The 18,926-nt window shown below is 63.8% G+C and carries 16 protein-coding genes; 5 read left to right on the top strand and 11 right to left on the bottom strand.

All coding sequences use genetic code 11. The features are described from left to right. Window positions 1-70: 70 nt before the first annotated feature. The 4 genes from M1D87_RS06300 to M1D87_RS06285 all read right to left on the bottom strand — a co-directional run bounded on the left by M1D87_RS06300 (window position 71) and on the right by M1D87_RS06285 (window position 3,906). On the bottom strand, window positions 71-724 hold the full coding sequence (locus M1D87_RS06300; RefSeq protein WP_015269239.1) for a C40 family peptidase: 654 nt from the start codon (window positions 722-724) through the stop codon (window positions 71-73). Between the two features lie 125 nt (window positions 725-849). Beyond that, window positions 850-1,557, bottom strand: a complete 708-nt coding sequence (gene hda, locus M1D87_RS06295; protein ID WP_013971369.1) for a DnaA regulatory inactivator Hda — start codon at window positions 1,555-1,557, stop codon at window positions 850-852. A gap of 195 nt (window positions 1,558-1,752) precedes the next feature. Further along, window positions 1,753-2,826 (bottom strand): AI-2E family transporter, encoded by a 1,074-nt coding sequence (locus M1D87_RS06290; RefSeq protein ID WP_054573073.1) that lies wholly within the window; start codon window positions 2,824-2,826, stop codon window positions 1,753-1,755. A 12-nt stretch (window positions 2,827-2,838) separates the two neighbouring features. Next, on the bottom strand, window positions 2,839-3,906 hold the full coding sequence (locus M1D87_RS06285) for a DUF2066 domain-containing protein (protein WP_421091606.1): 1,068 nt from the start codon (window positions 3,904-3,906) through the stop codon (window positions 2,839-2,841). Window positions 3,907-4,523: 617 nt separating this feature from the next. On the opposite strand from M1D87_RS06285, the gene purM reads away from it, so the two are divergent. The 4 genes from purM (at window position 4,524) to M1D87_RS06265 (ending at window position 7,452) form a co-directional block, all read left to right on the top strand. Further along, window positions 4,524-5,582 (top strand): phosphoribosylformylglycinamidine cyclo-ligase, encoded by a 1,059-nt coding sequence (gene purM, locus M1D87_RS06280; protein WP_013971366.1) that lies wholly within the window; start codon window positions 4,524-4,526, stop codon window positions 5,580-5,582. Continuing rightward, window positions 5,582-6,235 carry a phosphoribosylglycinamide formyltransferase gene (purN, locus tag M1D87_RS06275; RefSeq protein WP_322265359.1) on the top strand — a complete coding sequence of 218 codons (654 nt, stop codon included), beginning with the start codon at window positions 5,582-5,584 and terminating at the stop codon, window positions 6,233-6,235. Before purM ends, purN begins: the two co-directional genes overlap by 1 nt. Before the next feature lie 8 nt (window positions 6,236-6,243). After that, window positions 6,244-6,954: a DUF3108 domain-containing protein gene (locus M1D87_RS06270; RefSeq protein ID WP_023662920.1), complete on the top strand. Its 711-nt coding sequence runs from the start codon at window positions 6,244-6,246 to the stop codon at window positions 6,952-6,954. Window positions 6,955-7,269: 315 nt separating this feature from the next. After that, window positions 7,270-7,452 carry a hypothetical protein gene (locus tag M1D87_RS06265; protein WP_003257734.1) on the top strand — a complete coding sequence of 61 codons (183 nt, stop codon included), beginning with the start codon at window positions 7,270-7,272 and terminating at the stop codon, window positions 7,450-7,452. 45 nt (window positions 7,453-7,497) lie between these two features. Here the strand turns inward: M1D87_RS06265 and M1D87_RS06260 are convergent, their stop codons facing one another. The 7 genes from M1D87_RS06260 to M1D87_RS06230 all read right to left on the bottom strand — a co-directional run bounded on the left by M1D87_RS06260 (window position 7,498) and on the right by M1D87_RS06230 (window position 15,891). Continuing rightward, on the bottom strand, window positions 7,498-8,037 hold the full coding sequence (locus M1D87_RS06260) for a DUF2058 domain-containing protein (protein ID WP_013971362.1): 540 nt from the start codon (window positions 8,035-8,037) through the stop codon (window positions 7,498-7,500). Window positions 8,038-8,063: 26 nt separating this feature from the next. Further along, window positions 8,064-8,897: a nucleoside triphosphate pyrophosphohydrolase gene (mazG, locus tag M1D87_RS06255; RefSeq protein ID WP_013971361.1), complete on the bottom strand. Its 834-nt coding sequence runs from the start codon at window positions 8,895-8,897 to the stop codon at window positions 8,064-8,066. Between the two features lie 124 nt (window positions 8,898-9,021). Next, window positions 9,022-11,262 (bottom strand): GTP diphosphokinase, encoded by a 2,241-nt coding sequence (gene relA / locus M1D87_RS06250; protein ID WP_015269231.1) that lies wholly within the window; start codon window positions 11,260-11,262, stop codon window positions 9,022-9,024. A gap of 96 nt (window positions 11,263-11,358) precedes the next feature. Beyond that, window positions 11,359-12,717, bottom strand: coding sequence for a 23S rRNA (uracil(1939)-C(5))-methyltransferase RlmD (gene rlmD / locus M1D87_RS06245; RefSeq protein ID WP_322265358.1), 1,359 nt, complete (start codon window positions 12,715-12,717; stop codon window positions 11,359-11,361). Then, on the bottom strand, window positions 12,718-13,617 hold the full coding sequence (cysM, locus tag M1D87_RS06240; protein WP_123084258.1) for a cysteine synthase CysM: 900 nt from the start codon (window positions 13,615-13,617) through the stop codon (window positions 12,718-12,720). Window positions 13,618-13,776: 159 nt separating this feature from the next. Next, window positions 13,777-15,168, bottom strand: a complete 1,392-nt coding sequence (locus M1D87_RS06235) for a histidine kinase sensor domain-containing protein (RefSeq protein ID WP_409279751.1) — start codon at window positions 15,166-15,168, stop codon at window positions 13,777-13,779. 3 nt (window positions 15,169-15,171) lie between these two features. Beyond that, the gene (locus M1D87_RS06230) at window positions 15,172-15,891 is read right to left on the bottom strand and encodes a response regulator transcription factor (RefSeq protein WP_123084259.1); all 720 of its coding nucleotides are present in this window, start codon (window positions 15,889-15,891) and stop codon (window positions 15,172-15,174) included. 193 nt (window positions 15,892-16,084) lie between these two features. Here M1D87_RS06230 and M1D87_RS06225 point away from each other — a divergent pair, with 193 nt between their 5' ends. Further along, window positions 16,085-18,841: a response regulator gene (locus M1D87_RS06225; RefSeq protein WP_409279752.1), complete on the top strand. Its 2,757-nt coding sequence runs from the start codon at window positions 16,085-16,087 to the stop codon at window positions 18,839-18,841. Window positions 18,842-18,926: the final 85 nt, after the last annotated feature.

Genomic DNA, 18,926 nt, shown 5'->3' with positions numbered 1-18,926 from the left:
TCTATAAATGCGCACGGCGGCAAGCTTTTTTCAAAGCATCGCCGCCGCGGCAGGGTACATCATTTTGCTATCAGTTGCGCGCGATATTGGTGGTCGGCGCCATGGCCAAGGCACGCTTGGCTTCGATGAAGGTCTTGCTCCAGTAGCGGTCACCGAGGCTGTCGATGCGCACACCACCGCTGCGGCGGCTGCTGGAGTGGATGAACTGGTTGTCACCCAGGTAGATGCCAGCATGGCTGACACGGCCGCGACCATTGGTGCTGAAGAACAGCAGGTCACCTGGCTTGAGCTTGTTGCGGGCCACTTTCGGGGCATCGACGTTGATCATTTCACGCGTGGAACGCGGCAGGGTGACACCCGCCTCTTCGCGGAACAGATAGCCGATGAAACCACTGCAGTCGAAGCCGGACTTCTCCGAGGTACCGCCGAAGCGATAGCGAGTGCCGATCAGCGACATGCCGCGCTCGAGAATGCTGTCAGCCAGAGCTGGCAACTGGTAAGGCTTGCTGCTGGAGAAGGTCTCCAGGTCATCTTCGGTAGCCAGCTCTTCCGGCTCGCCGAATACCGACGAGGAGGAGGCTTTGGCCTTGAAGGCCGATTGTGCGGCGATCGGGGAGTGATCCTGGGACTGCAGCTCTGAATGAGAAGCTGGGCCTTGGGCCGCGCAGCCAAAAAGCAGGGTCACGAGTGCGAGTGGCACGAGGGGTGCGAAGCGCTTCAGCATGGGCACGACCGTGTCTGTAATCCTTTAGAAGGGTGAAACTATGCCCTCTATCATGGCCATTTGCAAATTTTATCGAAAAAGATGTGACTTTTTCGTTTTGCCGCTCTGGCCCAGCGTTTTCGGGGTTACCAGCCCAGGGTTTCTTTGAGGAAAGGGATGGTGAGTTTGCGCTGTGCCTGCAACGAGGCCTGATCGAGGCGTTCCAGCAGGTCGAACAACGCGCTCATGCTGCGTGCCCCGCGGGTGAGGATGAAGTGGCCGACTTCGTCGGTAAGGTGCAGGCCACGGCGCGAAGCACGCAGTTGCAGGGCACGCAGCTTGTCTTCATCGGACAGGCCACGCATCTGGAACACTAGGGCCAGGGTCAGCCGCGACTTCAGGTCGGGCAGCTTGATCGGCAGTTCGCGCGGCGATGCCGAGGCGGCCAGCAGCAGGCGCCGGCCGCTGTCACGCAGGCGATTGAACAGGTGGAACATGGCCTCTTCCCAGTCAGCCTTGCCGGCGATCACGTGCAGGTCGTCGATGCACACCAGTTCATACTGGGCCAGGTAGTCGAGCAGCCCTACGCCACGATCGAGCAATTGCGCCAGCGGCAGGTAGACGGCTGGCTCGCCGCGTTGCTGGAAGCGGTGGGTAGCGGCCTGTAGCAGGTGGGTACGGCCAACACCTTGCTTGCCCCACAGGTAGATAAGGCTCTCGGTCCAGCCGGCGTCGGCTTCGCATAGCCGCTCGACGTAGCCCAATGCCGCAGCATTGGCGCCCGGATAGTAGTTGATGAAGGTGGCGTCATCGCGCAGGCGCACACCCAGGGGCAACTGGATCGGTGGTTTCATGCTCGCGGGCGGTCGACAGGACCGCAGGGGGCCTTTGGTGAACAATGTGCAAAGTCTATACCCGCAGCGCGGGGCGCACAATCACGGCAGCAGATAGCACAAGTAAAATCAACGAGTTGCGCTTTTTTTGGCTGTTTTGGGGCTGCTTTGCAGCCCCAATTTTCTTAACTGGCCGGCATTAAGGCGGCCCCGGGGTCACAACTCCGGGTCGATATCCCCGGCATACATGTCCGATTCCTTGTACAAGTCATGCACATGCCGCAGCAGCACCATGATCACCGCCGCCACCGGCAGCGCCAGCAACACCCCGGTAAAGCCGAACAGCTCACCGCCGGCCAGGATCGCGAAAATCACCGCAACCGGGTGCAGGCCAATGCGGTCACCGACCAGCAGCGGGGTCAGCACCATGCCTTCCAGCGCCTGGCCGACCATGAACACTGCGACGATACCCAGCATCGGGTACAGGTCGCCGCCAAACTGGAACAGGCCAGCCACCAAGGCCGCGCCGATCCCGATGATGAAACCCATGTACGGCACGATGGCAGCCAACCCGGCGAGCATGCCGATCAGTAGCCCCAGTTCCAGCCCCACCAGCATCAGCCCGGCCGAATAGATGATGCCCAAGGCCACCATCACCATCAATTGCCCGCGCACGAACGCCCCCAGCACCTCATGGCATTCGCCTGCAAGGCCCATCACTTGCGGCTCACGCTGGCGCGGCAGCAGGCCACGCAGCTTGGCCATCATCAGGTCCCAGTCGCGCAGCAGATAGAAACCCACCACCGGGATCAGCACCATGTTGGCCAGCCAGGCCATCAGCGCCAGGCTCGAGGCAGTGGCATGGGACAGCAGCACACCGACGATATCGGTGGTCTGGCCCATGTGCGAGCCGATGGCGGCCTTGATCTTGTCGAACTTCCAGAAGCCGTCAGCCAGGCCCAGCCGGCTCTGCACCCAGGGCAGCGCCACGTGCTCGAGCCAGTCGAGCATCTGCGGCGCCAGTTCGTACAGGCGCACCAGCTGCTTGGCCAGCAGCGGCACCAAAACCAGCAGCAAGGCCAGCAACAGCAAGGTGAACAGGCCGAACACCACCACCACGCCCCAGGTGCGCGACAGCCCCAGGCGCTCCAGGCGGTCTACCAGCGGGTCGGCCAGATAGGCCAGCAGCACGCCGACCAGGAACGGGGTAAGAATGTTGTGCAGGCTGTAAAGCAGCACGGCGACCAGCAGGGCAACGCCCAGCCAGATCCAACGACGTACGTCGGTCACGGTGTGCTCCCCTTACCAGCGAAAACGCAAACCGTCGAACGGCTTGGGTGCTGGCTGGGCCGGCACTGGTTGCCCAGCGCCGGCAGCGTCTGCCGGAGCTGGAGGGGGCTGCACAGCGGGCGCCTGCTCTACCGGTACTTCCTGCAGCTTGGCCAGGCCAAGCTGGGCGCGCAGCTGTTCGCGGTTGGCGGTCACACCGTAGGTCAGGGTGCTGCCTTCGGCCATCTGCAGGCGCGGGCCAAAGGGTTCGAGCACGCGGGCCAGCTCGGCGTAGCGCTGCAGGTTCATCCCCTGCACTTGCACCTGCAACTGGCTGCTGGCCCCCGGGCGGGTGACGTAGCGCGGCGCCAGGCGGCTGCTGAGCGCCAGCATCACGGCGTCGGCCAGTGCTGCCGGGTCGGCACCTTCGGCAGTGCCTTGTTCACGCTGGTCGCCCAGCCAAAGCTGCCATTTGCCCTGCCATTTGCCGTCGGCTTCCCGGGCATGCACCGCCAGCAAGGCATCGGCGCCGTAGCGCCCTGAGGCTTCGCGCAGCGCCGCAGGGTCGCTGCCTTCGATCTGCTCGGCATTGGCCACCAGTTGCTCCTGCAAGTCGGCCAGCGGCAGGCGCAACGGCAGGCCACGGTGCTGGGCGGCACGACGCAGGGGCTGGGCGCTGGCCTGGCCATCACCTACCAGGTTGCTGCCTTCGACACTTTCGTTCAGCCACCAGCCGAGAATCGAGGGCCGGTTGCTGCCCCACAATGCCAGGCCGGCCTTGCGCAAGGCCCGTTCGGTACTGCCAGGGTCGAACTCGACCAACACCGACTCGGGTGGCCCGGCTTCGCTGGCGACCTGGTTGATGATTTGCTGCGGGTCCTTGCGCAAAGCGGCCAATGCCGGGCTTTGCGCCGCCTTGGGGTCGCCGGTCAGGCGCGTTACCAGGGTATCGAGAGCCTGGATGGTAGCCGCGGCACGGGCTTCGGCGCCCTGCCCTGTGACCGGCTCGCGCACCTGGTAAAGGCCGGAGACATTTTCAGCCTGGGCACTGGCCGAGATCAGGGCCAGGCAACCGACTGCCAGAATATTGAAGAGACGCATGGAGGATTCCTGTCCATTTACCGCAATGCCTATACCTTATACACGGGGGCGAAAGGTAACCAGTCGCGAGGATGAAAGATTGGTTGCGGAGATTGCCTGGGAAATGTGATGGGTCTGACAGGTGTTCGCCGCAACAGGTTCAGAGCCTGCGCGTGCATGGCGCGGCCCTTGTGGCGCCTGCGAGATCGAGCGCCGCCCGCGCGGCGCTTCGCAGCACAAGGCTGCTCCTACATCTGTTTCGGGCCAGTTATTCCTGGGGCAGACGCGCACGGGCCCTTGGTGTCCACCTCGATATCGTGCCGGACAAACAAGGCGGTCGCGTGCACTGGCACAGGCGTTACTGGCCCGAAACAGATGTAGGAGCAGCCTTGTGCTGCGAAGCGCCGCGCGGGCGGCGCTCGATCTCACAGGCGCCACACCTCTCGTGGCGAACACCCCCAACTTTTTACCTATTTTCATGCCCTGCCCGTCGGCCTGAGGATGGCCGCTGCCCGGCAACCCTGATAAAATCGCGCGCCTTCACAGACCACTGACGTTTCAGGCAGCCGCCGCTTACCAGCCGGCCTTGGCCGTCATGGTCGTTTTTAAGAATCCCTCCCTCCTAAAGGCCTGGATCAATGAGCAAGCAACCCTCCCTGAGCTACAAGGACGCCGGTGTAGACATCGACGCCGGCGAAGCACTGGTCGAACGCATCAAGGGCGTGGCAAAACGCACCGCACGCCCTGAAGTCATGGGTGGCCTGGGCGGCTTCGGCGCCCTCTGCGAGATCCCGGCCGGCTACAAGCAGCCGGTGCTGGTCTCCGGCACCGACGGCGTCGGCACCAAGCTGCGCCTGGCACTGAACCTGAACAAGCACGACAGCATCGGCCAGGACCTGGTCGCCATGTGCGTCAACGACCTGGTCGTGTGCGGCGCCGAGCCGCTGTTCTTCCTCGACTACTATGCCACCGGCAAACTGAACGTCGACGTGGCCGCCACCGTGGTCACCGGCATCGGTGCCGGTTGCGAACTGGCCGGCTGCTCGCTGGTCGGCGGTGAAACAGCCGAAATGCCTGGCATGTACGAAGGCGAAGACTACGACCTGGCCGGCTTCTGCGTCGGCGTGGTGGAAAAGGCCGAGATCATCGACGGCTCCAAGGTTGCCACCGGCGACGCACTGATCGCCCTGCCGTCCTCGGGCCCGCACTCCAACGGCTACTCGCTGATCCGCAAGATCCTCGAAGTGTCCGCCACCGACATCGAGAACACCCAGCTGGACGGCAAACCGCTGACCGACCTGCTGATGGCTCCGACCCGCATCTACGTCAAGCCGCTGCTGCAACTGATCAAGAACACCGGCGCGGTCAAGGCCATGGCCCACATCACCGGTGGCGGCCTGCTGGACAACATCCCGCGCGTACTGCCGGCCAACGCCCAGGCGGTCATCGACGTGGCCAGCTGGCAGCGCCCGGCGGTGTTCGACTTCCTGCAGGAAAAAGGCAACGTCGACGAGCATGAAATGCACCGCGTGCTGAACTGCGGCGTCGGCATGGTCATCTGCGTGGCCCAGGACCAGGTAGAAGCAGCCCTGAACGAACTGCGCGCCGCTGGCGAGCAGCCATGGGTGATCGGCCACATCGCCGAAGCCGCCGAAGGCGCTGCCCAGGTCGAGCTGCAAAACCTCAAGGCACACTGATGCCAAGCAAGACCTGCAATGTAGTGGTATTGCTGTCGGGCTCCGGCAGCAACCTGCAAGCCCTGATCGACAGCTGCCAAGGCCAGGACAGCCCGGTACGCATCCGTGCAGTGGTTTCCAACCGCGCCGATGCCTACGGCCTGCAACGCGCCGCGGCGGCCGGCATCGACAGCGTCGTGCTCGAGCACACCCAGTTCGACGGCCGTGAAGCCTTCGATGCCGCGCTGATGGCGCGCATCGACGGTTTCGCCCCCGACCTGGTGGTGCTGGCCGGTTTCATGCGCATCCTCAGTGGCGACTTCGTGCGCCACTACCAGGGCCGCCTGCTCAACATCCACCCGTCGCTGCTGCCCAGGTACAAGGGCCTGCATACCCACCGTCGGGCGCTGGAGGCAGGCGACGCCGAGCACGGCTGCAGCGTACACTTCGTGACTGAGGAACTCGATGGCGGCCCTCTGGTCGTACAGGCTGTGGTACCGGTGGTGCCTGACGATACCGTCGAAAGCCTGGCCCAGCGGGTACACCGCCAGGAACACCTGATTTACCCGCTGGCGGTGCGCTGGTTCGCAGAAGGGCGCTTGCGCCTTGGCGAACAGGGTGCATTACTGGATGGCCAGCCCCTGGCGGCCAGCGGTCACTTGATTCGATCCTAGGAGAATTTATGCGTCGCGCCCTGCTCTTGGCTCTCGCCGTGCTCGCCCTGCCCCTCCAGGCAGCTGATCTGAAGCCTTTCTCGGCCAGCTATACCGCAGACTGGAAGCAACTGCCCATGAGCGGCACCGCCGAGCGCAGCCTGGTCAAGAATGCCAACGGTACCTGGGACCTTAATTTCAAGGCTTCCATGATGATCGCCAGCCTGACCGAGCAAAGCACCCTGCGCATGGACAACGACACCCTGCTGCCACAGAAGTACCACTTCGAGCGTGGTGGCCTGGGCAAGGCCAAGAAGGTTGACCTGACTTTCGACTGGAACAGCAAAAAGGTCACCGGCAGCGACCGTGGCGATGCCATCAACCTGCCGCTGAACCGTGGTGTGCTGGACAAGTCGTCCTACCAGCTGGCCCTGCAACATGACTTGGCCGCCGGCAAGAAGAGCATGACCTACCAGGTGGTCGATGGTGACGAGATCGACACCTACGACTTCCGCGTGCTGGGCACCGAAAAGGTCACTACCAAGACTGGCCAGGTCGATGCGGTGAAGGTCGAGCGCGTGCGCGACCCAAGCCAGAGCAAGCGCATCACCGAGCTGTGGTTCGCCAAGAACTGGGACTACCTGCTGGTGCAACTGCGCCAGGTCGAGACCGATGGCAAGGAATACGTGATCGTGCTGCAGGATGGCACGGTCGATGGCAAGCCGGTGAAGGGCAACTGAGCCAGCGCTGCCAGCAGTACCCGAAGCCCCGCCTTGTGCGGGGCTTTTTTCTGCACTGGAGAAGGCGCGCTCTTGTGGGAGCGGCCTTGCGTCGCGAAAGGGGCGCGCAGCGGCCCCACGGCCTCTGCCCTGACTCAGGGTGCCGGGGCCGCTCTGCGGCCCTTTCGCGACACAAGGCCGCTCCCACATTTGACTGCGCTCCGGCTTCCATGAAACTTGTTTCATGCCGGTTTTATTTACTTAGCCTGCTAACAAACTCTATAAATAGGTTGTGCGACACAGTGTCGCAGCCAACTAAAGCAGTGGAGTTTAACGATGACAGTCCAAGTAACCGAACGCGACGAATCGAAAATGTCCCACGAAGGCCTGGCCGCTGGTGTGCGGATCTGGGATGTGCACCAACAGGGCCAACTGGTGGGGATGTTCCACAACGAACATGAAGCGCATCAGTACCGTACAGAGCTGGAAAACCTGGAAAACCAGCGCGCCACGCAATGACCCATCTTCAAATGAAAAACCCCGCCAAGGCGGGGTTTTTCGTGGTTACCACATCAGATCATCAGGGATCTTGTAGGCTGCGTACGGGTCGTCCTCGTCCGCTTCCTCGACATGGGTGTTCAGCAGCAGGACACGGCCAGGGTCGCGCTCCTGGATCTTCAATGCCGCCTCACGAGGGATCACCTCATAGCCGCCGGCAAACGACACCACGGCCAGCGCACCATTGCTCAGCTTGGTCCGCATCAGGGCATTGACGGCAATGCGCTTGACCTTCTTGTCGTCGACGAAGTTGTAGTAGTCCTCGGTGCTCAGCTTCGGCAGGCGAGTCGCTTCGATCAACTGCTTGATCTGCGCCGCGCGGGCCTTCTGCTCGGCTTTTTCCTGCTGCTGGCGGTTCAGTTCCTGGTCACGCTTGGCTTTCTCGGCCATGGCTTCCTTGGCCATGCGCTGCTGGCTGTCGTCCACCTCGACCTGGCCTTTGTGCTCCAGGCGTTTCTGTTTCTTCTCGGCCTTGTTGGCCTGGGAAACCTGTTTCTGGTTGACCAGACCGGCTTTGAGCAGTTGGTCGCGAAGGGAAAGGCTCATGAATGTTCACTCACTTATGCAACAGCTCAGCCGCAGCTGGGCAGGTTCTTTTCCTGACGTTTGGCTTCACCCCAAAGGGCGTCCAGTTCATCAAGGTTACAATCTTCGATGGGGCGGCCACTGTCGCGCAATGCCTGTTCGATGAAGCGGAAACGCCGCTCGAACTTGCGATTGGCACGGCGCAGGGCGTGTTCCGGGTCATGTTTGAGGTGGCGGGCCAGGTTGACGGCGGCAAACAACAGGTCGCCGATTTCATCCTCGAGCGCATCGGCATCGCCGTCGGCCATGGCCTGCAGCACTTCGTCCAGCTCTTCGCGCACCTTGTCCAGCACCGGCAATGCCGCGGGCCAGTCGAAACCAACCGTGGCTGCGCGCTTTTGCAGTTTGGCTGCCCGCGACAACGCCGGCAATGCCGCTGGTACGTCGTCGAGCAACGACAGCTGTTCGGGCTGGCTCTTTTCCGCGCGCTCTTCAGCCTTGATTTCTTCCCAGCGTGACTTGACCTGGGCCTCGTTCAGGCTGGGGGTGTCCACCGGCGCATACAGCTCGCCGGTGGGGAATACATGCGGGTGACGGCGAATGAGCTTGCGGGTGATGCTGTCGACCACGCCGTCGAACTCGAAACGCCCCTCCTCGCGGGCCAGCTGGCTGTAGTAGACCACCTGGAACAGCAGGTCGCCCAGCTCACCTTGCAGGTGCTCGAAGTCGCCGCGCTCGATGGTGTCGGCAACCTCGTAGGCCTCTTCGATGGTGTGCGGGACGATGCTCGCGTAGTTCTGCTTCAGGTCCCATGGGCAGCCGTACTGCGGGTCGCGCAGGCGGGCCATGAGGTGCAGCAGGTCTTCGAGGGTGTAGGTCATTCAGGCAGGTCCTTCGGTGGTGGCTTCTTCGCGGGCTTGCCCGCTCCCACAGGATGCATGCAGGTTTCGAAATCTGCATCTTGCCTGTGGGAGCGGGCAAGCCCGCGAAGCAGGCACCGCGGTCTCAAGGTGTACGATTACGCCGCGTCTCGATGATGTTGGGCAACTGCGAGATCCGCCCCAGCAGGCGCCCCAGCGCATCCAGGCCTGGAATCTCGATGGTCAGCGACATCAGCGCGGTGTTGTCTTCCTTGTTCGAGCGGGTGTTCACCGCCAGCACGTTGATCTTTTCGTTCAGCAGCACTTGCGACACATCGCGCAGCAAGCCCGGGCGGTCGTAGGCACGGATGACGATGTCGACCGGGTAGGTCTGCACCGGGATCGGCCCCCAGCTTACCTGGATCATGCGCTCCGGTTCCTTGCCCGCCAACTGCAGCACCGAAGCGCAGTCCTGGCGGTGGATGCTCACACCGCGGCCCTGAGTGATGTAGCCGACGATGGCGTCGCCAGGCAGCGGCTGGCAGCAACCGGCCATCTGCGTCAGCAGGTTGCCGACACCCTGGATCTGGATGTCGCCACGCTTGCCGGTACGCGGCCCGGTAGGCTTGCGCGGCACCAGTTCGATCTGCTCGATGCGCTCGGGCTCCAGCAGTTGCTGGGCGGCGTTGACCAGGTGCGCCAGGCGCAGGTCGCCGGCACCGAGCGAGGCGAACATGTCCTCGGCGGTCTTGACGTTGGTCTTCTCGGCCAGGCGCTCGAAATCCACCTGCGGCAGGCCCAGGCGGCTGAGCTCGCGTTCGAGCAAGGTCTTGCCGGCAGCGACGTTCTGGTCGCGGGCCTGCAACTTGAACCAGTGCACGATTTTAGCCCGCGCCCGCGAGGTAGTGACGTAGCCCAGGTTGGAGTTCAACCAGTCACGGCTGGGATTGCCGTGCTTGCTGGTGATGATCTCGACCTGCTCGCCGGTCTGCAGGCTGTAGTTGAGCGGCACGATGCGCCCGTTGATCTTGGCGCCGCGGCAGTTGTGGCCGATTTCGGTGTGCACGCGGTAGGCGAAGTCCAGCGGCGTGGCACCCTTTGGCAAGTCGATGGCGTGGCCGTCCGGGGTGAACACATAGACCCGGTCCGGCTCGATGTCGACCCGCAGTTGCTCGGCCAGGCCACCGATATCGCCCAGCTCTTCGTGCCACTCCAGCACCTGGCGCAGCCAGGAGATCTTCTCTTCGTAATGGTTGGAACTGGACTTGACGTCGGTGCCCTTGTAGCGCCAGTGGGCACATACCCCAAGCTCGGCTTCCTCGTGCATGCCGTGGGTACGGATCTGCACTTCCAGCACCTTGCCCTCGGGGCCGATCACCGCGGTGTGCAGGGAGCGATAGCCGTTCTCCTTGGGGTTGGCGATGTAATCGTCGAACTCCTTGGGGATATGCCGCCACAGGGTATGCACGATGCCCAACGCGGTGTAGCAGTCGCGAATTTCCGGCACCAGCACGCGTACCGCGCGCACGTCGTAGATCTGGCTGAATTCCAGGCCTTTGCGCTGCATCTTGCGCCAGATCGAATAGATATGTTTCGCCCGGCCGCTGATGTCGGCCTTGACGCCAGTGGCCAGCAGTTCGTTCTGCAGCTGGTTCATAACCTCGCTGATGAACCGCTCGCGGTCCAACCGGCGCTCGTGCAGCAGCTTGGCGATCTGTTTGTACTGGTCGGGTTCGAGGTAGCGGAAGGAAAGGTCTTCCAACTCCCACTTGATGTGGCCGATACCCAGGCGGTGCGCCAGCGGCGCATAGATATCGAACACCTCGCGCGCGACACGCAGGCGTTTCTCGTCGTCGGCGGCCTTGACCGCACGGATCGCGCAGGTGCGCTCGGCCAGCTTGATCAGCGCCACGCGCACGTCGTCGACCATGGCCACGAGCATCTTGCGCAGGTTCTCGACCTGCGCCTGCGAGCCCAGCACCAGCGATTGGCGCGGGCTGAGGCTGGCGCTGATGGCGGCCATGCGCAGCACACCGTCGATCAGCTTGGACACTACCGGGCCAAAGCGCTGGCTGACCTCGGCCAGCGTCACCTTGCCCTCGCGCACCGAGCGGTAGATGACCGCCGCCACCAGGGAATCCTGGTCGAGCTTGAGGTCGGCTAGGATTTCCGCGATCTCAAGGCCCGCCTGGAAGCTGGACGTACCGTCCGCCCAGGAATGCTTGGCCGGGTTGCCCTTTTTCTCGACTTCATGGGCAAACTCGCAGGCCTCTTTCAGCGCTGCGCGATCCAGTGCCGAATCGACGCTTACCACATGGTCCAACCATGCTTCGAGATTGATACTGCCGTCGGTGTTGACCGGCTGGTGCACTCTCACCTGTACCATCTTTGTTTTACCTTTCCATACAGCACACCACACGGGTGCGCTGGCGATCACCGTGCGGCCACCATTCCATGAAAGCCGCACCAAGGGGCCAGTCAGCTAGCCCGCTTCGAATAACGCCATGGCCTCGACATGCGCCGTCTGAGGAAACATGTCGAGAATCCCGGCCCTTTTTAACCGGTACCCCTGGCCGACCAGCACCTGCGCGTCTCGCGCCAGCGTGGCCGGGTTGCACGATACATAGACCAGCCTTCTGGCCTTGAGGCGGGCGATGCCTTGCACCACCTCGAAAGCACCGTCGCGCGGTGGATCCAAGAGTACCGCAGAAAAGCCCTCGGCGGCCCATCCGGCACCCGCCAAAGGCTGCGATAAATCGGCCTGAAAAAACCGTGCGTTATGCACATTGTTGTTCCGGGCATTGGCCGCGGCCCGATCGACCATGGCCTGCACTCCTTCCACTGCCACTACCTCGCGCGCCTGCCGGGCCAGTGGCAGGGCGAAGTTGCCCAGGCCGCAGAACAGGTCCAGCACGCGCTCGTCGGCCTGCGGTGCGAGCCAGGCCAGCGCCTGCTCTATCATCGCCGTGTTGACCTGGGCATTCACCTGTACGAAGTCACCTGGGCGCCAGGCCAGTTCCAACTGCCAGGGCGCCAGGGCAAAGCCCAGTTGCGCGGCCGGGTCCACTGGCACCGGCTCACCTTCGCCCTGCAGCCACAGCTGGGCATTGGCCTGCTCGCAGAACGCCTGCAGCCTGGCCAGGTCTTCAGCCGGCAACGGCGCGACATGGCGCACCAGCAGCGCCTCGGCAGTGCCGCTGAACAGTTCCACATGACCCAGCGCCTGCGGCTTGCTCAGCGAGCGCAGCACGGTCGGCAAGTGGCGCAGAATCGATTGCAAGGGCTGTACCAGCACCGCGCAATCGTCGATGGCAATGATGTCCTGGCTGGCTTCGGCACGGAAGCCGACCTCCAGCTGACGCGCCTTGGCGTCCCAGCGCACGGCCACGCGGGCGCGGCGCCGGTAGCCGAACTCCGGCCCACTCAGCGGTGCGGCCCATTCCTCGGGCTGCACGCCGGCCACCCGCTGAAGCTGCTCTGCCAGGGTGCGCTGCTTGAGCGCCAGTTGCGCTTCGTGCGGCAGGTGCTGCAGGTTGCAGCCTCCGCAACGCTCGTAATACCGGCACGGTGCCTGACGGCGTTCGGGGCTGGCCTGCAGCAGGCGCTCCAGGCGGGCCTCGACCACTTTGCCACGGGCATTGAGCACCCGCGCCTCGACGGCCTCACCGGCCAGGGCGCCGCTGACGAACCAGGTGCGCCCTTCGTGGAAGGCAATGCCCCGGCCGTCACCGGCCAGGCGCTCGATTTCCAGGCGCTGCTTCTTGCCCACCGGGACCTGGGGGCTGCGGTTGCCGCCGGCCGGCTGGAAGCGCAGGCCGCTGTTGCTTTTCTTCTTGGACATTTAGCTCGGGTCGAACAGGCCGGTGGACAGGTAACGGTCGCCGCGGTCGCAGATGATCGCGACCATCGTGGCATTTTCCACCTCGCGGGACAGGCGCAGCATGGCCGCGACTGCACCACCGGAAGACACGCCGCAGAAAATGCCCTCTTCACGGGCAAGGCGGCGGGTGGTTTCCTCGGCTTCCTGCTGCGACATGTCGACCACGCGGTCGACACGGCTGGCGTCGAAGATTTTCGGCAGGTATTCCTCGGGCCAGCGGCGGATGCCCGGAATTGCCGAGCCTTCCATTGGTTGCAGGCCGATGATCTGCACCGCCGGGTTTTGTTCCTTGAGGTACTGCGAGCAGCCCATGATGGTGCCGGTGGTACCCATGGAGCTGACGAAATGGGTGATGGTGCCCTGGGTCTGCTGCCAGATCTCGGGGCCGGTGCTGCTGTAGTGGGCGATGGGGTTGTCGCCGTTGGCGAACTGGTCCAGCACCAGGCCGCGGCCTTCGGCCTGCAGCTTCTCGGCCAGGTCACGGGCGCCCTCCATGCCCTCTTCCTTGGTCACCAGGATCAGCTCGGCGCCGTAGGCGGTCATGGCGGCCTTGCGTTCGGCGGTGGAGTTGTCGGGCATGATCAGGATCATCTTGTAGCCCTTGATCGCCGCAGCCATCGCCAAGGCGATGCCGGTGTTGCCGGAGGTGGCTTCGATCAGGGTATCGCCGGGCTTGATCTGGCCGCGCAGTTCGGCGCGGGTGATCATCGACAGTGCCGGGCGGTCCTTCACCGAGCCGGCGGGATTGTTACCTTCGAGCTTGAGCAGGAGGGTGTTGCTGGTTTCGCCAGCGATACGCTGCAGGCGAACCAGGGGCGTATTGCCGACGCAATCGGCGATGGTTGGGTACTGCAAGGTCATGGCGTATTTCACAATCCGGACGGCAGGGGTGCCTATCATACCGGCAAACCCTTCCCGGCCATATCACGCAATCTGTGATGAATATAGCTACAAGCTATATCGATAGCCTGTACCGGCCCTTTCGCGGGTGAACCCGCTCCCACAGGGACTCCACTGGCCTCAAGAGTAGTGATGAACCTGTGGGAGCGGGTTCACCCGCGAAGAGGCCGGCACATGTAACGGCAATCTCATCCACAGCCGCAGCCCATGCTTGCCATTCTGCGCCCACAAGGTGCCACCCTGACGCTGGATTGCACTGCGGGCGATGCTCAGCCCCAGGCCGAAACCACCATCCCCGGGCCGCGAACCGTCCAGCCGTGAGAACGGTGCAAAGATCCGCTCCAGGTCTTCTTCAGCCACGCCACCGCCTTCGTCTTCCAGCCACAACCGCCAATACCCGCCTTCACGCTGCCCACCGAGGCGCACCACACCCTCGGCCGGCGAGTGACGAATGGCATTGCGCAACATGTTCTCCAGCGCCTGGGCCAGGTAGTTCAGGTTGCCCTGCACCCAGCAGTCCGCCGGCACTTCGCAGCGCAGCCGCGCCGGTGCCCAGCCGCTTTCGTAACTGGCATTCTCGGCCAGCAGCTCCCACAGCGCCTGCACCTCGATCGGCTCAAGGTTCATTGGCGCACGTTCGGCGTCCTGCCAGGCCAGTTGCAGGGTATCCTCGACCAGCTGCTGCATGCAGTCCACCTCCCGTGTCAGGCGTTCACGCAGGCGCTGCAGGTCGGTTTCACCATCGCAGGCCACCCGCAGCCGGCTGAGTGGCGTACGCATTTCGTGAGACAGATCACGCAGCAACTGCTGCTGCATGGCTACCGTGCCCTGCAGCCGCTCGGCCATCTGGTCGAAGGCACGGGCCAGTTCACCCAGCTCGTCATGCCGGGCGATGGTGCGTGAGTCGAGGCGAGCCGACAACTGGTCGGCGCGCCAGGCATTGGCCTGCTCGCGCAATTGGTTCAACGGCACGATCAGCATGCGATAAAGGCCAACACATAACAGCAGGGTGAACAGACCCGGGATGATGCCGTTGGTGACGATACGCCACAGCATCCGGTACTGGCCGGGGTTGAAGCGCTGCGGCAGTTCGATCACCAACATGCCCTGCTCCGGTGCCCCCGGGAACGGTATGCGCAACCACGGCTGGTCGACACTGCGCCGGCTCATCGGCCAGTCGACACCGCGCAGGCGGGTCAACCGCTGCATGATCTGCGGGTCGGGGCTGGCGCTGTCGAGCGGCCGCAGGTTCAGGTCGAGCACGCCAACCCAGCCGCGTTCGCGCTGGTGCATCGCCGCCACCCAGCGGTCCAGCCCTGCCCGCCCACCACTGCGCCATGCCTGCTCGGCCTCGGCGGCATAGCCACGCAAAGCCTGCCGCGCCGGCTCCGAAAGGAAGGCGTTCTGGGTCTCCATGTGCCGACCCCAGGTGTAACTGAGGCCAATCATCAGCAGGCAGAAGCCCACCAGCAGGATCGCCAGCTTCCAGAACAGCGAATGGCGGTCGAGCATGGGTTACTCCGCCTCGCTGGCGCTGAGCACGTAGCCCTTGCCCCACACTGTACGGATCTGCCGTTCGTGATAGCCGATGCCCTTGAGCTTGCGGCGTATCTGGCTGACGTGCATGTCCAGGCTGCGGTCATGCCGCGAATAGCCTCGCTGCAGTACTTGCTGGTAAAGGAACGGCTTGCTCAGGACTTCGTCGAGGTTGCGGTTGAGAATGTCGAGCAGGCGGTATTCGCTGGGTGTCAGGCCGGCCAGGCGGCCATCCAGGCGCACGTCGCACAGCGCCTCGTCATATTGCAACTCGCCACTGCCTTCCTGCACCTGCGGGGCTTGATGGCGCCGCTCGAGGGCCACACGGCGCAGGATAGCCTCGATGCGCACCCGCAGCTCTGCCATGCTGAACGGCTTGGGCAGGTAGTCGTCGGCACCACGCTGGAAGCCGCTGATGCGGTCGGCTTCGGCACCTAGCGCCGACATCAGGATCACCGGCGTGGCGCTGCGCTTGCGCAACTGCGCCAGGGCATCCAGGCCGTTTAGCCCGGGCAGCAGGATGTCCATGAGCACCACGTCGAAAGCATGGCGGCCCGCCGTTTCAAGGCCCTCCAGGCCGTTGCGGCACCAAGTCACCTGGAAGCCGCCGCGCTGCAGCTCTTCGTGCAGATAGGCACCGAGGACCGGATCATCCTCGATGGCGAGGATATTGGAGTTGTGAATAGCTACAGGATTCATTGGCAACTGCCATGCATTCTCAATTGGGTGATTATTGAGTATCCAGCGCCTGCCAGGCAACCGCCCTGCGACCAATGCCGCTGCAAGGGCACAAAACACGTACTAAAGAGGTGCAATAGCACGGCAGGCGGAGTAACTTCCCGGCTTGGCCGTCATCGCTTGACGGTGTCCAGGCACATGACAGGAGGCGAGTGTGCTCGATCGCTTGGGAATTCGCAGCCGGGTCCTGCTGCTGGCCCTGCTGCCGGCCGGCCTAATGGCATTGGTGCTGGGTAGCTACTTCACCTGGCTGCAACAGAACGACCTGCGCACCCAGCTGCTGCAACGCGGCAAGATGATCGCCGAGCAACTGGCGCCGTTGGCCGCGCCCGCCATGGCCAAGCTGACACCGGCACAACTTGAGCGCATTGCCGCACAAACACTGGAGCAGGCCGATGTGCGCGCAGTCGCCTTCCTGGCCCCGGACCGCACGCGCCTGGCTCATGCCGGCCCGAGCATGCTCAACCAGCCGCCCAGCGGCGGCACCGGCACCCAGCTGCTGCAACGCAGTGGCAATGACGCCACCCGCTATCTGATGCCAGTGTTCGGCCACCACCGCGACCTGGCCACCGATGCCGTGCCGACCGAAGCCGAACGTCTGCTGGGCTGGGTCGAGATCGAGCTGTCCCACGACGGCACCCTGTTGCGCGGCTACCGCAACCTGTTCACCAGCCTGTTGCTGATTCTCGCCTGCCTGGTGCTCAGCGGCCTGCTGGCACTGCGCATGAGCCGCACCATCAACGACCCGATCAAGCGCATCAAGCACGCGGTCAACCAGCTCAAGGACGGCCACCTCGAGGAGCGCCTGCCGGCCATGGGCAGCCACGAGCTTGACGAGCTGGCGCGCGGCATCAACCGCATGGCCGAAACCCTTCACAACGCCCACGAAGAGCTGCAGCACAGCATCGACCAGGCCACCGAGGACGTACGCCAGAACCTGGAAACCATCGAGATCCAGAACATCGAGCTGGACATGGCGCGCAAGGAAGCCTTGGAGGCCAGCCGCATCAAGTCGGAATTCCTGGCCAACATGAGCCACGAAATCCGCACCCCGCTCAACGGCATCCTCGGTTTCACCCACCTGCTGCAAAAAAGCGAGCTGACACCGCGCCAGCTGGACTACCTGAGCACCATCGAGAAGTCTGCCGACAACCTGCTCGGGATCATCAACGAGATCCTCGACTTCTCCAAGATCGAGGCCGGCAAGCTGGTGCTCGACAGCATCCCCTTCAACCTGCGCGACCTGATCCAGGACACCCTGACCATCCTCGCCCCGGCCGCCCACGCCAAGCAGCTGGAACTGCTCAGCCTGATCTACCGCGATACTCCGTCGTCGCTGATCGGCGACCCGTTGCGGCTCAAGCAGATCCTTACCAACCTGGTCAGCAACGCAATCAAGTTCACCCGCGAGGGCACCATCGTCGTACGCGCCATGCTCGAAGATGAGCACGAGGACAGTGCACAGCTGCGCATCAGCGTGCAGGACACCGGCATCGGCTTGTCGCCGCAGGATGTGCGTACGCTGTTCCAGGCCTTCAGCCAGGCCGACAACTCGCTGGCCCGCCAGCCTGGCGGCACCGGCCTGGGGCTGGTAATTTCCAAGCGCCTGATCGAGCAGATGGGCGGCGAAATCGGCGTCGACAGCACCCCGGGCGAGGGTTCGCAGTTCTGGATCAGCCTCAACCTGCCCAAGGCCCACGATGGTGTCGAGGAGCTGCCGCTGCAACCGCTGCTGGGCCGCCGCGCAGCCATCGTCGATGGCCACGAACTGGCGCGCCAGGCGTTGGAGCACCAGCTGGAAGACTGCGGCCTCAGCGTCAGCCTGTTCGCCTCCTTCGACCAACTGCTGCAGGGCGTGCAAGCCGCCAGCCAGGCCGGCCTGCCGTTCGAGTTCGCCGTGCTCGGGGCCAACCTAGGCAACCTGTCGCCCGAGCAACTGGGCCATTACCATCAGCAGCTCGAGCGCTATCATTGCCAGTGCGTGGTGCTGTGCCCGACCACCGAGCAGGCGCTGTACCACCCGTACCTGCCCAACGGCCATGGCCAGTTGCTGTCCAAGCCGACCTGCACACGCAAACTGCGCCGCCTGTTGCTGGAACTGGTGCAACCGCGCCGCCCGCAGGGCGAGGTGAACAGCATCAACGGCCAGCGTCAGCCGAAGATCCTCTGCGTCGACGACAACCCCGCCAACCTGCTGCTGGTGCAGACCCTGCTCGAAGACCTGGGCGCCGAGGTGCTGGCCGTCGACAACGGCTATGCGGCAGTACAGGCGGTACAGGACGAACCGTTCGACCTGGTGCTGATGGACGTGCAGATGCCCGGCATGGACGGCCGCGCCTGTACCGAGCAGATCCGCCTGTGGGAAAACACCCAAAGCGGCAACCCGTTGCCGATCGTCGCCCTCACCGCCCACGCCATGGCCAACGAGAAACGCGCGTTGCTGCACGGAGGCATGGACGACTACCTGACCAAGCCGATCAGCGAACGGCAGCTGGCCCAGGTGGTAATGAAATGGACCGGCCTGAGCCTGGGTGCGCCAGAGCAGGAACGCCTGGCCGAGCAACTGGCCAACGGTGATGACCTGAAGGTGCTGGACCCTGAGGAAGGCCTGCGCCTGGCCGCCGGCAAAGCGGACCTGGCGGCCGATATGCTGAGCATGCTGCTGAGCTCGCTGGAAGCCGACCGCGAAGCCATACGCGCCGCCCGCGAGGCCGACGACCGCAACCGCCTGATCGAACAGGTGCACCGCCTGAACGGCGCCTCGCGTTATTGCGGCGTACCGCAGTTGCGGGCCGCGTGCCAGCGCAGCGAAACCTTGCTCAAGCAGGAAAACCCGCTGGCACAGCTGGCACTGGACGAACTGGATGCGGCAATCAACCGCCTGGCGGCGCAGGCCAGATTGAGCGCCTGAAGCCCGAGCACATTACTTGTACCTGGCCGGCACGGATCAATATCGGGCAAACATCGCTGGCTACAATCCCCAGACCACTGCAAAG

Source organism: Pseudomonas sp. SA233 (assembly GCF_054792385.1).
The sequence above is the reverse complement of the archived record's forward strand: the minus strand, read 5'-3'. Positions and strand labels throughout refer to the sequence as shown.